Raw genomic sequence first — 13,033 nt, 5'->3', positions numbered from 1 at the left:
GCCACCTCAGGATGACGGGGCTAATGGCAGCGTGTATGCGATGCAACTGCCTTCACCCGTTCGCGGTCTTCACCACCACGAGATTGTCATCGACTGCCGGCGGGTGGCGCTTGAGATGGTCGCGGCGCAGCGCGATCTCGTCTCGGACCAGCTCGTAGCCGAGCTTGAAGGTGTCGAGGCCGTCGCCGGAAACGGTGCCGTCGCGCAAGCCAATCACCGCGCCGCGCAGGATCGCCTCGAGCTCGTCCTGCAATTCGTCGAGATGTTCGGCGCAGGTGGTGTGCTCGACGCGCTCGCCGATGTCGAGGATCCGGCTCGCCAGTTCGCTGGCCTTCTCCGGCGCGACGCGGGTGATCTTGGTGTAGATCGCAGCGAAGATCGAGCCGATGATGCTGAGCGCGGCAACGCCGAGATACATCACGTCGCTGTAGCGATCCATGAACGATTTGGTATCGTCATTGATGTATTCGGCCGCACCCTGATGGGCGACGATGAAGGCGTCCTTGTCGGTCGCCGCCGGCTCGATCTTGGAGGCGAAGCCGTCGTCGAGCGCGAGCTCGGACTTGTTCTCATAGACGATGCGCGCGAGTTCGGCCGCCGTGGTCGTGGACATCGAGGATTGCGCGACCAGCAGCCATTCCAGCCCGATGGTGTCGGCGTCGTCGTCGGGGATCGCCGGCGAGGACGACAGCATGCCGGTCGAGACCGTCTCCTCCGAGATCGCCGGATATTTGCGTGCCAGCGCCTTGGCCTCGTCGATCGCGTTCAAGGTGAAGCCGCCGGCGCGCTTGGCATATTGCTCGTAGGTCTTGTCCTTGATGATCTTCGAGGCATGCTCGATCACGACCACGGCGGCGAAGCCCGAAGCGAACAGTTTGTCGAACGGCGTGTTCGGCGGCGCCTGCTGCACCCGCTGCGCCGCATCCGGGCTGTCGGAAATCTCCAGCGCGCTGCGGACGAAATTGACGCTGTTCTCGCCGTCGCCGACGACTGCGATCTTCTTCCTCTTCAGTTCGGTCAGCGACTTGATCTTCTTGCCGCCGGGGCTCAGCACCAGCACCAAATCATGCTCGAGGATCGCGATGGCGCGGGCGCGCGGCGGCACCTTTGCATCGGTGCGCAGGATCGCAAGCGTTGCGGCGCGGCGATCGAACTGCACCAGCGCCTTGGCGTTGTCGGGGTTCGGCGCGATCTTGAGCCGCAGCCGCGACGAATTGGTCTTCAGCACGGTAGCGAGGCGGGCGGCGAACTTGGCCTCCGGGCCGTTGGCATCGCCGACCGCAAACACCAGCGTTTCCGAATTGCGCAGCCAGACCCGGCCGCCGATCACGGTGATGGCGCTCAAGAACAGCGTCAGCATGGTGAAGATGATGATCTGCGCGCGGTTGCTCTTGGCGACCGGAGGGCGTGGTCGCGGCAGCACCGGCGGAGGCGCGGGGGCTTCGGCACTCATGGCTGATCACCCGTCCGGGACGGCCCGTTGCCGCAACGGCGCGGCGCTGCCCGGCAAATCCGTAAATGACTATAAAAGAAAGAAAATTTCCTGTGCCGCCGACGATATACCTCCCCGGCGGGAATGCAAACCGGCCACCCGCCGTAACCTTAATCCCGGTTCGTCTGCGCCGCGATGCCACATGACCATCGCCACTATCGACGCCAGAACCCAGATGTGATTTTCGGGGGACCGCAGGTGCATTCCGCCGCCGGAGATGTCATAAATGACACAAGCTCCGCTTTGCGGAATTGTGCTGACGGCCTGACCCGGATTTCTTGCAATCACATTCATCGAAGTAAAAGGGCGTCAGCTTGTTGTTTCCTTCCATGTCATCGTCGGTGTCGGTTGGTGCCCTGGTGGGATGGATGTTGCTTCTCACCGCAAAGCACATCATCGCTGACTTCATGCTGCAGAACGCCTGGATGGCGATCGGCAAGGATCAGAAGACCGGCTGGGCCATGCCGCTGCTCGCGCATTGCCTGGTCCATCTCGCGGTCGCGCTGGCGCTGATCTTGGTGGTGGCGCCGCGCTTCTGGTACGTCGCCTTCGTCGACTTCGTGATCCACATCATCGTCGATCGCTGCAAGGGCATCTGCGCCTCGCATTTCGGCGTGACGCTGGAGTCCGGCCATCCCTGGTTCTGGACCCTGATCGGGGTCGACCAGGCGCTGCACCACCTCACCGGATTCGCGCTGTCGATCTACATGGCCGCGAACTAAGCGGCGCGCGGACGCCGCTTCCTACATTTCAGAACATGATCGGGCCGCCAGAGCCGCTTCCATTCCGATGGAATCGGAACAGAGCTCTGGATTCTTGTTTTGACGCGCTCTCCTCACGCGACCGGCATCCGCTTCGCTTGGAAACGCTCCAGCGGCGGGCGGATGTGATTCGCGTGCAACGGGCAAGGGGCCCCGGAGGCGACCGGAGGCCGTGGTTAACCTTTCGTTAGAGGATTGCGCGGCATCTTCCCGATCGAGGGGGATTTGCAAATGTTTTCAAGCCGCGACGCGTTCGAGAACGATGCCTGCCCAGTTGCGGACGACCTGCTCGGCCAGATGTACCGCGCCAATCCGAACGGGCTTACGCTGCTGGTTGCCAATGTCGCGCCCGACGTCAGGGCGATGCTCGCGCTGTTCTGCTATCGCCGCAGCCATCTGCATGCACTCGCACTCGCGATTGCGTCGAGCTGCAGCGAATGGGAGCTGGTCAATTCCGGCGGCCGCGTCGGATCGACGCTGTACGCATTGTCGCGTGAGCCGGCCCGTGCTGCGACCGTGTCGCATGGCGGCCGTAAGCCGATCACGCTGTCGACCAAGCCGCTGTCGAGCTTCGCGCCTGTTGTCGACGACGAGCTCGACGACGAGGACGTCAGCGAGACGGTGACTGTGACGGCTTAAGCATGATCCGGAAAAGTGGAAACCGGTTTTCCCTCGCGACAAACGCGGAACGCGTTTGCGCGGAGATCATGCGCAAATAAAAGAGCCGTGCTCAATCCGGCTGCGTGCTCGGGATGAGCGGCAGCCCGTGCCGGCGCCGCGCCATCGCGCATTCCGCGTCGCCCGGCAGACAGGTTCGGCACACCTCTGGCCGCACCGCATAGACCTCGCAGCGCGTTGCTTCGCCCACCCGGCCTGACAGCGCCGAGCAGCGGTCGCCCTCGCAGCGCATCCCTGATTGCCGCGCGTTGACGAATTGCGGCGGGATCAGATCGAGCTGCGCGTCGTCCTCCACGGTGAAGCGCGGCCAGTTCTCCGAATAGCTGCAGCAGGCGCCGCAGGACTGGCAGGGGCTCGCGTCCGCCGCGTCGATCGCGTTGCCGGTCATCAGGTGTCCCTCGGTGCTTCCCACACCAGGCTGCGCCGCCAGCGCGCCCTGAGCAGGTCGCGCCGTTCCGGATATTTCTCGTCATGATAGATCGCGGTGACCACGCGGTCGGTGCGGAAGCTGCGGAAATCCTTGCGCAGCTCGCACCAGGCGGCGAGCAGCCGTACCGCCTCGTGATAGCCGACCGCGATCGGCCAGATGGTGCGCTCGCTATCGCGGCCATGCTCGTCGCGATAGTTGAGCGTGATCTTCTTGCCTTCGTGGATCTGGCTGCGGGTCCTGACCATGTCGATACGGTCCGGCTCCCGGTTCCAGGCCGAGCGGGCGCGGCTCGCCGGCTCCAGCACGAACGGCCGCAGCCGGTCGGGCACGGTCTCGGCGATCTTGGCCATCAGGTCCTCGGCCGCGCGCGCCAATGCCGGATCGGCATGACCGACCACCCATTGCGCGCCGAGCACGCAGGCCTCGATTTCGTCGGGTGTCAGCATCAAGGGCGGCAGGTCAAAGCCCTTCTCCAGGATATAGCCCATGCCGGCCTCGCCGCGGATCGGCACCCGCTGCTCGATCAGGCTGGCGATGTCGCGATAGATGGTCCGCTTCGATGTCTCGAGTTCGGCTGCGATCGCATCCGCGGTCAAAGGCTTACGGGTGCGGCGGAGCACCTGGATGATCTGAAACAGCCGGTCGGCGCGTCTCATGGCAATTCTCTTGGTCGCTCTCTTGGCGGGTGTCTTGGCAGTGTTTTGGCAGCTGTCTTGACGAGTGTCTTGACGGGTCTCGCAGTGTCTCGGCGGGTCGGCTTTTCGCGCCCCCTGTCACTGCTGCTGACAGCATGTTGGCAGCAGGTGGGGGCTATATCAGGACAACACCTCAAGTGAAGGGAATTTGTCCATGACGAATCTTGATGAACTCGGTTTCCGGCAGGCGCAGAGCTTCGCGCTGGAACAATTGGTCACGGTCTACTCCACCTCCGGTGACCTGCGCTGGGCCCTGGTCGCGCTGGTCGCTCAGTCCATCAGCGCAGCCTGGTCCTACGGGCGGGCACGGCTGGTCAAGTGCGTTCGCGAGGCGGTTCGCCGCCTCGCGCCCGTCGGCCCGCTCGACAGTGAATGCCACTACTGCTGACACCATGCTGGCAGCAGGGGGCGGCTAGCTTCAATTCACGACCACAGGCGATCGGGAGCTTCATATGATTACGCTTTTTGGCTTTGGCACGGGCTTCGGCTTGCCGGAAATCAGCCCCTTCGTGACCAAAACCGAGGTCCAGCTCAAGATGGCCGGGCTCGACTATCGCAAGGAGAAGGCGGTGCCGCCGGCCTCGCCCAAGGGGCAATTGCCCTTCATCGCCGATGACGGCGAAACGATCGCCGATTCGACCTTCATCCGCGCCCATATCGAGGGCAAATACGGTTTCGATTTCGACGCGCCGCTGAGCCTGCAAGCGCGCGCGCAGGCCTGGGCCTTCGAGCGCATGATCGAGCATCACGTCTACTGGGCACTGGTCGGCGCGCGGTGGGTCGACGACACCAATTTCGCCAAAGGGCCCGCGCATTTCTTCGACGGCGCGCCCGATCACCTGCGCGACAAGCTGCGTGAGGACGCCCAGTTCCGCGTCGCAGAGAACTATCTGTTGAGCGGGCTTGGCCGCCACGGCCCCGACGAGGATGTCGATCTCGCGCTGCGCTCGCTGTTTGCGCTGTCGGTGCAGCTCGGCGACAAGCCCTACCTGATGGGCAACGCGCCGTGCGGCACCGACGCCACCGCGTTCGGCGCGCTGGCGGGAATCCTGACGCCGTTCTTCGATTCGCCGCTGCGCGAGCGCACCGAGAAGTTCGACAATCTCACCGCCTATGTCGGCCGGATGATGCAGCAATATTATCCGGAGTTCGCTTGGGCGCCGTTGCAGCAGCAGGCGGCCTAACCGGCTGGGACAGGAGCGGGCTCGCCCTTCAACGCGGCGAGCTCCGCCTCGAGCTCGGCGATGCGCTGGTCGCGCGAGGCGAGCGCGCTAGCCACATCGGCCGCGTCGAACTTCTGCGGGATGTGCTGCGGGCAGTTGGTGTCCCACGCCGCGACCTTGAACAGGATCACCTGCTCGGGCCGCGCGCGATAGCCCTGCGGCATCAGCGAACGGGTCAGCGCCGGATCGTCTTCAACCACCCGCGCCTCGCCCCAGATCTTCACGCGCTGCCGGTACGCGTAATTCATCACGAAGATGTACGCCTTCGGGTTCTCGGAGAGATTGCCCTGGGTGATGAACTGCCGGTTGCCGCTGTAATCGGCGAACGCGATGGTGTGCTTGTCGAGCACCTTGATGAAGCCCTTCGGCCCGCCGCGGTGCTGGATATAGGGCTGACCGCCGGCCGAGGCGGTGGCGAGATAGAAGCTGTTGGTGTTGGCAAGGAAAGCGGCGAGGTTCTCGTCGACCTCGGTTTGCCAGCCGCCATGGGCCTCGACCTCGGCATAGGTCGCGCGCGACCCCTTGCGGGTCTGAATTTCTTTCACCGCCGGGGTGAACCCGACATCGCTCGAATAGCTGCGAACCTCTGACATCTCAGTCTCCCGCCGCGGGCGACAAAGCGGCCGTTCTCGGCCTCTAACATGGGCATTTCCGGATCGTAGGCAATCTGGTGCATTGACACTTCACTGTTGCCGATTATGCAATAGTGCCATGGACCGGATCGACGCCATGCAGGCCTTCGTCGCGGTGGCGGACCTCGAGGGGTTTGCCCCCGCCGCCCGCAAGCTCGGCCTGTCTCCGTCCGCCATCACGCGGCTGATCGCGGCGCTGGAGGAGCGGCTCGGCGCGCGGCTGCTGCAGCGGACCACGCGGCAGGTGACGCTGACCGACGCCGGCTCCCGCTACCTCGAGCGGGCGCGGCGGATCCTTGCCGACGTCGAGGAGGCCGAGGACGCGGTCGAGAGCGAGCGCACCCGCCCCGAAGGCCGCTTGGTGATCTCGGCGCCGTTCGGATTCGGGCGGCTCCATGTCAGCCCGGTCGTGACCGCCTACCTCAAACGCTATCCCGATGTCGGCGTCGACCTGCGGCTGTCGGATCGCCGGATCAACCTGGTCGAGGATGGCGTCGACCTCGCGGTCAGGCTCGGACACCTGCCGGATTCGACGCTGGTGGCGCGGCATGTCGGCCAGATGCGCCGCATCGTGGTGGCCTCGGCCGGCTATCTCAAGCTTCGCGGCGAGCCGAAGCGGCCGGCGGACCTCACCGCCCATGACACGATTCAGTTCGGCGCGATGACCGCGACGCCGGATTGGCGCTTCATGGAGGACGGGCAGGAGATTCGCATCACGCCGACGCCGCGCTTCACCAGCAACAGCTCGGATGCCGCCATCCAGTACGCCGAGCAGGACGGCGGGCTGACCCGGGTGATGGCCTACCAGGCCGCCGAATCGCTCAAGGCGCGGCGGCTCCGAATCGTGCTCGCCGAATTCGAGCAGCCGCCGGTGCCGATCCATGTCGTCTACCCGACATCCCGGCTGCTGTCGGCCAAGGTGCGGACCTTCATCGATCTCATCACCGAGATCACCGACTGGCACTTCGGCTAGCTTCTCGCGAGAGCGATCAGCTCACGGGCGCCTTCTTCGGCACCACGCGGAACGTGCCGCTGGCGCGCGCGATCGTCGCGCCGTCGGCCTTGATCAGGCTCTGCGCGAAGCAGATCGTGCTGCCGGTCTTGATCACATCGCTCTCGATCGCGAGCCACTGCCCGACATTGGCGGAGCCGACGAAATCGACCGTGAGCGAGATCGTCACATACGAGGTGGTCCAGCCGGTCGCCTGGCCGCAACTATAGCCCATCGCGTTGTCGGAGAGTGCCGCGATCAGCCCGCCATGGATCAGGCCGCGGCCGTTGGTGTGCGGCCTCGCCAGCCGCAGGCCGATAATGACGGACCGCTCGGTCTTCTTCGCATAAAGCGGCTCCCAGGGCTCGGTGAGCGGGCTCTTGCGGAACAGCGGCTCGAAGCCTTCGGGGACGTCTTGAGGAATGTCGGGGGCGACTTGCGTATCAGGGGTCATCTGAATCTCGTGCATGGCGTTGCGTTGACGCCATTGAACGCGATGTCGACCGCGGTTTCACCGCCTACAAAGTTTTAAACGGGATTTGCGCAGGTGTTTGAATGTGGCTCCGGCCTGTCGCCACATCTCCCGCTGTCATCGCCCGGCTTGACCGGGCGATCCAGTATTCCAGAGACCGTACGGCATGAATCGAGAAGCCGCAGCGTACTGGATACCCCGCATGCGCGGGGTATGACGGCTGAGGGTGTATGGGCGAGGGTGCTCGACGAAGGAAACAGCGACCTGCCCTAGAACGGCAGCCCCACATAGTTCTCCGACAGCGAGGTCGACGCCGCCTTCGAACTGACGAGGTAGTCGAGCTCGGCGATCTGGATGCGCGCGGCGAATTCGCCCTCGTCGGGGAATTTGTGCAGCATCGAGGTCATCCACCACGAGAACCGCACCGCCTTCCAGACCCGCGCCAGCGCGCGTCCCGAATAGCCGTCGAGGCCATCAGAGGATTTCTCGTCATAATATTCGCGCAGCGCCTGTGACAGATAATGCACGTCGCTGGCCGCAAGGTTCAGCCCCTTGGCGCCGGTCGGCGGCACGATGTGCGAGGCGTCGCCGGCGAGGAACATGCGGCCGAACCGCATCGGTTCGGCGACGAAGCTGCGCAGCGGCGCGATGCTTTTTTCGATCGACGGGCCGGTGATGATCTCGTCGGCGGCCTTCTGGTCGAGGCGCCGCTTCAATTCATCCCAGAACCGCTCGTCCGACCATTGATCGATGTGATCGTCGAGCGGGCACTGCACGTAATAGCGGCTGCGATGGGTCGAGCGCATCGTGCAGAGCGCAAAGCCGCGCGCGTGGTTGTTGTAGATCAGCTCCGGCGAGACCGGCGGCGTCTCCGAGAGGATGCCGAGCCAGCCGAACGGATATACCCGTTCATAGCTGGTGATCGCCGACGCCGGCACGCTGGCGCGGCTGACGCCGTGGAAGCCGTCGCAGCCGGCGATGAAATCGCAGGCGATCTCGTGGCTGACGCCGTCCTTGACGTAGGTGACGCGCGGGTGGTCGGTGTCGAAATCATGCGGTTTGACATCGGCGGCGGAGTAGACCGTTGTCAGGCCGGCCGCCTTGCGGGCGTTCATCAGATCGAGCGTGACCTCGGTCTGGCCGTAGATGGTCACGGTCTTGCCGGTGGCCGCATGCATGTCGATGCGGTGCCGCGCCCCGCCGAACGCCAGCTCGACGCCGTGATGAACCAGGCCTTCCTGGTGCAGCCGGGCGCCGGCGCCGACGCTGTCGAGCAACGACACGGTGCCTTCCTCGAGCAGGCCGGCGCGGATCCGCCCCAGCACATAATCCGGGGTCTGCCGCTCGAGAATGACGTTGTCTACGCCGAAAGTATGAAGTAGTTGCCCAAGCAACAGTCCGGCCGGACCTGCGCCTATGATTGCTACTTTTGTCCGCAACACCTGTTCCTCCCGATCGGATAGGCTTTCAGCAGGCGCCCGCGCCGGGGCGGTCGCCATCAACTTGCCAAGGCAACTATATCATATAACAGTTTTGGCAAGGCGGATTTGCGCGGGACCTGCGTTCGCCGCAGCGCAAGATGCCGGAAGGGCCGGGTGCGACGAGGCGTCCCGGCTGGCGGATTTCGTCTTGAATATCCGTGCGAATTAGATAACATGTTAAGTAATGAGACCGGGCACGAAGCCCGTCCTGGAGAGGAGGAGAGGTGATGAGGAAGAGTTTGTTGGCGCTGCTGATGGCAGCCGCCGCCATCGTGCCGGCCGCAGGTCCTTCGCAGGCGCAGGACAAGACCGTCAATCTCAAAGTGTCGCTCTGGGTGCCGCCGGCGCATCCGCTGGTGCCGGCGACGCAGGCCTGGGCCGCCGATATCGAGAAGGCATCGGGTGGCACCATCAAGGTCACCGTGTTTCCGTCCGAGCAGCTCGGCAAGGCGTTCGACCATTACGACATGGCGCGCGACGGCATCGCCGACGTCACCTATGTCAATCCCGGCTATCAGCCCGGCCGGTTCCCGATCGCGGCCGCGGGCCAGCTTCCGTTCGTGTTCTCGGACGGCAAGAAGGGCACGCTGGCGCTCAACGAGTGGTACCACAAATACGCGCCGACCGAGATGAAGGACACCAAGCTCTGCTTCGCCTTCATCCACGATCCGGGCGCGCTGCACGGCAAGAAGAAGATCGTGCTGCCGAGCGACCTTAGCGGCGTGAAGGTGCGCCCCGCGCAGAGCACCATCGGCGAGATGGTGAAGATGTTCGGCGGCACCAATGTGCAGGCCTCCGCGCCGGAATCGCGCGATGCGATCGAGCGCGGCGTCGCCGACGAGATCACCTTCCCCTGGGGATCGATCTTCCTGTTCGGCATCGACAAGGTGGTGAAGTACCACATGGACGTGCCGCTCTACACGACGGTGTTCACCTACAACATCAACCTCGCCAAATATAATGCGATGTCGGATGCCCAGAAAAAGGTGATCGACGACCACTGCACGCCGGAATGGGCCTCCAAGGTCACCGACCCCTGGACCGAGTTCGAGGCCAATGGCCGCACCAAGATGAAGGCGCTGCAAGGCCATGAGGTCTATCCGCTGAGCCCGGATCAGCTCGCCGAGTGGAAGAAGGCGGTCAAGCCGCTGCGCGACAGCTGGGCCGAGGCCGTGAAGAAGGCCGGCGGCGATGCGGAGAAGATCGAGGCCGATCTGCAGGCTACGCTGAAGAAGTACGAGGCGGGGATCTGATTTGCGCTACCCCTTCACCTCTCCCCGCGTGCGGGGAGAGGTCGGATCGCATCGTCGGATGCGATCCGGGTGAGGGGGTATAGGTCTCACCGCATTCACGACTCGTGGAAGTAGCCCCTCACCCCAACCCTCTCCCCGCAAGAGCGGGGCGAGGGAGCTCATCGAAGCAACGCATGACGCAATCTGCCGAAGTTTCCCAGGACGGCGCGATCACCGGTCCACCCGAGCCGGTGCGCAAGAATTTCATGGACCGCTTCATCGATTCGATCGAATGGGTGGCGGCCTTCTTCGTCGGCGTCGTCGCGCTCAACACCTTCACCGCGGTGTTCATGCGCAAGTTCTTCTCGGTGACGATCCCCGACTACTACAATTTCGGCCAGTTCCTGCTCGGCATCCTGATCTTCTGGGGCATCGCAGCGACGAGCTATCGCGGCACCCACATCACCGTGGATCTGGTCTGGGCCAATGCCTCGCCGCGTTATCAGCGCTGGATCGATATCTTCGCGACGCTGGTGCTGCTGTTCGTGGTGACGGTGCAGACCTACACGCTGGTCGACAAGGTGATCGACACCCGGAACAGCCACATCGTCACCATGGATCTCGGCGTTCCGGTCTGGCCGTTCTTCCTGGTGTCGTGGCTCGGCGACGTCTCCGCGGTGCTGCTGATCGCGATCCGGACCTACCGCCTGATCTTCCATCCGGAAGATATCCATGATGCCAAGATCAAGACCGCGGAGTAGACGGCCATGAGTCTCGATTTGAGTCCAGAGGCCGTCGCCGTCATCGGCTTCGTCTGCCTGTTCGCGCTGATGCTGTTGCGTGTGCCCGTCGGCATGGCGATGGGCCTCGTCGGCATCACCGGCTTTGGCTATCTCACCGGCTTCGCCCCGGCGCTGAAGCTGGTCGGCCAGACCACGATGCGCACGGTGACGGATTATTCCTTCGGCGTGATCCCGATGTTCCTCTTGATGGGCGCCTTCGTGTCGGTTTCGGGCATCAGCCGTGAGCTGTTCCGCGCCGCCAACACCTTCGTCGGCCACTGGAAGGGCGGCCTCGGCATTGCGACCATCGCGGCCTGCGGCGGTTTTGCCGCGATCTCGGGCTCGTCGGTCGCGACCGCCGCGACCTTCTCGGCGGTGGCCTATCCCGAAATGCGCCGCTTCGGCTATCCGCAATCCTTCTCGACCGGCGTGATCGCGGTCGGCGGCACGCTCGGGGCGATGCTGCCGCCATCCACGGTGCTTGCGGTGTACGGCATCATCACCCAGCAGGATATCGGCAAGCTGTTCATCGCGGGTGTGGTGCCGGGCCTGCTCGCGATCCTGATGCACATGATCACGATCGGCATCATCGGCGTGACGCGGCCGGGCTTCCTGCCGGCAGGCAAGAAGGCGTCGTGGCATGAGCGCGCCATGGCTATGCGCGACGTCTGGTCGCCGCTGCTGCTGTTCCTGTTCGTGATCGGCGGCCTCTATGGCGGCTTCTTCGTCCCGACCGAAGCGGGCGCGGTCGGCGCGGTCGGTGCCTTCATCATCGGCATCCTCAGGGGCAAGCTGACCAAGGACGGCATCCTGCAATCGCTGCTGCAGGCAACGCGCACCGCGGCGGCGGTGTTCACCGTGCTGATCGGCGCGCTCTGCTTCGGCTATTTCCTCACCATCACCCAGACGCCGCAGAACGTCACCGAATTCCTCACCGGGCTCGGCATCGGTCCTTACGGCGTGCTGGCGCTGATCCTGATGATGTATCTGGTGCTCGGCTGCCTGATGGACGCGATGGCGATGGTGATCCTCACCGTGCCGATCGTGTTTCCGGTGGTGACCGCGCTCGGCTTCGACCCGATCTGGTTCGGCATCATCATCGTCATGACGGTGGAGCTCGGCCTGATCCACCCGCCGGTCGGCATGAACGTGTTCGTGATCAAGAGCGTGATCAAGGACGTCAACATGTCGACGATCTTCGTCGGCGTACTGCCGTTTGTGATCACCGATTTGATCCGGCTGGTGATCCTGATCCTGTTCCCGCTGCTGGCGACCTGGCTGCCGCAGCGCATGATAGGTTAGGCATGATCCCGGAAAAGTGGGACCCGGTTTTCCGAAAAGGATCATGCCTAAAAATATAGGTTATCCATGGTGCCCGAACTTCAGACCAGGTACGTCTTCACCATCACCGCCAAGATCGCGGAGGTGACCTCCGCCGGCGACATCGGCACCGGCGTCCGCCGCATCATTCCGATCATCGGCGGCGAGGTGACGGGCGCGACCGTCAACGGCAAGGTGCTGCCGTTCGGCGCCGACTTCCAGATCATCCGGCCCAGCGAGCTGATCGAGCTGGAGGCAAAATATGCCTTCGAGACCGACGACGGCGCCGTCGTCTATGTCGAGAACAAGGGCATCCGCTTCGGGCCGGTCGATCTGCTCGAGAAGCTCAAGCGCGGCGAACCGGTCGACCCGAAGCTGATCTACTTCCGCACCGTGCCGAAATTCGAAACCGGCGCCGAAAAGTACCGCTGGCTGATGGAGCACATCTTCATCGGCTCCGCCGCCCGCCACGCCGACCGCGTCGTGATCGACGTGCATCAGGTGTTATAGCTTTCGCCCACTTGTTCGTCCCATCCGCCGAGATTCACAACTGGCGCAACACATTCGGTGTCGTCCTGGCGAAAGCCAGGACCCATTACCCCAAATGTCAGTTGTCGTGCGACACCGGGGCCGCGTTCCCGTTCACAAGCAAATTCGGTGGCTATGGGTCCTGGCTTTCGCCAGGACGACGATCGTTGTGAGGCACCCCACCGTCATCGCACACTTGACCGGGCGATCCAGTACGCCGCGGCTTCTCGATTCAAGCACTGGCGTCTCTGGAATACTGGATCACCCGCTTTCGCGGGTGATGACACCGCGAATGGAATTGGGCCGCGTGCAATGA

General features: G+C 63.9%; 15 protein-coding genes. 9 read left to right on the top strand and 6 right to left on the bottom strand.

Features of this window, described 5'->3' with window-relative positions:
- Window positions 1-52: 52 nt before the first annotated feature.
- Window positions 53-1,453 carry a TAXI family TRAP transporter solute-binding subunit gene (locus AAFG07_RS39465; protein WP_342724963.1) on the bottom strand — a complete coding sequence of 467 codons (1,401 nt, stop codon included), beginning with the start codon at window positions 1,451-1,453 and terminating at the stop codon, window positions 53-55.
- A 407-nt stretch (window positions 1,454-1,860) separates the two neighbouring features.
- Here AAFG07_RS39465 and AAFG07_RS39460 point away from each other — a divergent pair, with 407 nt between their 5' ends.
- Entirely contained in the window at window positions 1,861-2,214 is a 354-nt protein-coding gene (locus AAFG07_RS39460; RefSeq protein ID WP_083991990.1) for a DUF3307 domain-containing protein, read from the top strand.
- Window positions 2,215-2,484: 270 nt separating this feature from the next.
- Window positions 2,485-2,892, top strand: coding sequence for a hypothetical protein (locus AAFG07_RS39455; RefSeq protein WP_342724962.1), 408 nt, complete (start codon window positions 2,485-2,487; stop codon window positions 2,890-2,892).
- A gap of 91 nt (window positions 2,893-2,983) precedes the next feature.
- On the opposite strand, the gene AAFG07_RS39450 is transcribed toward AAFG07_RS39455, so the two are convergent.
- Together AAFG07_RS39450 and AAFG07_RS39445 are read right to left on the bottom strand one after the other, a co-directional pair.
- Complete coding sequence (locus AAFG07_RS39450) at window positions 2,984-3,319, bottom strand: YkgJ family cysteine cluster protein (protein WP_342724961.1); 336 nt, start codon at window positions 3,317-3,319, stop codon at window positions 2,984-2,986.
- Entirely contained in the window at window positions 3,319-4,017 is a 699-nt protein-coding gene (locus AAFG07_RS39445) for a YafY family protein (RefSeq protein ID WP_092119525.1), read from the bottom strand. Before AAFG07_RS39445 ends, AAFG07_RS39450 begins: the two co-directional genes overlap by 1 nt.
- Before the next feature lie 193 nt (window positions 4,018-4,210).
- Between AAFG07_RS39445 and AAFG07_RS39440 the strand changes: the two genes are divergently transcribed.
- Window positions 4,211-4,444, top strand: coding sequence for a hypothetical protein (locus AAFG07_RS39440; protein ID WP_342724960.1), 234 nt, complete (start codon window positions 4,211-4,213; stop codon window positions 4,442-4,444).
- A 64-nt stretch (window positions 4,445-4,508) separates the two neighbouring features.
- Window positions 4,509-5,240 carry a glutathione S-transferase family protein gene (locus AAFG07_RS39435; RefSeq protein ID WP_342724959.1) on the top strand — a complete coding sequence of 244 codons (732 nt, stop codon included), beginning with the start codon at window positions 4,509-4,511 and terminating at the stop codon, window positions 5,238-5,240.
- Here AAFG07_RS39435 and AAFG07_RS39430 read toward each other — a convergent pair.
- Window positions 5,237-5,872 (bottom strand): pyridoxamine 5'-phosphate oxidase family protein, encoded by a 636-nt coding sequence (locus AAFG07_RS39430; RefSeq protein WP_342724958.1) that lies wholly within the window; start codon window positions 5,870-5,872, stop codon window positions 5,237-5,239. The two genes, AAFG07_RS39435 and AAFG07_RS39430, sit on opposite strands and share 4 nt — an antisense overlap.
- Before the next feature lie 118 nt (window positions 5,873-5,990).
- On the opposite strand from AAFG07_RS39430, the gene AAFG07_RS39425 reads away from it, so the two are divergent.
- On the top strand, window positions 5,991-6,884 hold the full coding sequence (locus AAFG07_RS39425) for a LysR family transcriptional regulator (protein WP_342724957.1): 894 nt from the start codon (window positions 5,991-5,993) through the stop codon (window positions 6,882-6,884).
- A 16-nt stretch (window positions 6,885-6,900) separates the two neighbouring features.
- Here AAFG07_RS39425 and AAFG07_RS39420 read toward each other — a convergent pair whose 3' ends face one another.
- The gene (locus tag AAFG07_RS39420; protein WP_342724956.1) at window positions 6,901-7,356 is read right to left on the bottom strand and encodes a PaaI family thioesterase; all 456 of its coding nucleotides are present in this window, start codon (window positions 7,354-7,356) and stop codon (window positions 6,901-6,903) included.
- A gap of 287 nt (window positions 7,357-7,643) precedes the next feature.
- Window positions 7,644-8,813 carry a 4-hydroxybenzoate 3-monooxygenase gene (pobA, locus tag AAFG07_RS39415; RefSeq protein ID WP_342729378.1) on the bottom strand — a complete coding sequence of 390 codons (1,170 nt, stop codon included), beginning with the start codon at window positions 8,811-8,813 and terminating at the stop codon, window positions 7,644-7,646.
- A gap of 269 nt (window positions 8,814-9,082) precedes the next feature.
- Between pobA and AAFG07_RS39410 the strand changes: the two genes are divergently transcribed.
- From AAFG07_RS39410 to AAFG07_RS39395, 4 genes are all read left to right on the top strand, one after another.
- On the top strand, window positions 9,083-10,108 hold the full coding sequence (locus tag AAFG07_RS39410) for a TRAP transporter substrate-binding protein (protein WP_342724955.1): 1,026 nt from the start codon (window positions 9,083-9,085) through the stop codon (window positions 10,106-10,108).
- A 230-nt stretch (window positions 10,109-10,338) separates the two neighbouring features.
- On the top strand, window positions 10,339-10,848 hold the full coding sequence (locus AAFG07_RS39405; protein ID WP_092126276.1) for a TRAP transporter small permease: 510 nt from the start codon (window positions 10,339-10,341) through the stop codon (window positions 10,846-10,848).
- Between the two features lie 18 nt (window positions 10,849-10,866).
- Window positions 10,867-12,171 (top strand): TRAP transporter permease, encoded by a 1,305-nt coding sequence (locus AAFG07_RS39400; RefSeq protein ID WP_342729377.1) that lies wholly within the window; start codon window positions 10,867-10,869, stop codon window positions 12,169-12,171.
- A 66-nt stretch (window positions 12,172-12,237) separates the two neighbouring features.
- Window positions 12,238-12,699, top strand: coding sequence for a DUF3237 domain-containing protein (locus AAFG07_RS39395; protein ID WP_342724954.1), 462 nt, complete (start codon window positions 12,238-12,240; stop codon window positions 12,697-12,699).
- Window positions 12,700-13,033 lie beyond the last annotated feature (334 nt).

This window comes from Bradyrhizobium sp. B097, assembly GCF_038957035.1.
GTDB lineage: Bacteria > Pseudomonadota > Alphaproteobacteria > Rhizobiales > Xanthobacteraceae > Bradyrhizobium.
Note: the sequence above shows the minus strand (reverse complement) of the source record. Positions and strands in the feature narration are given on the sequence as shown.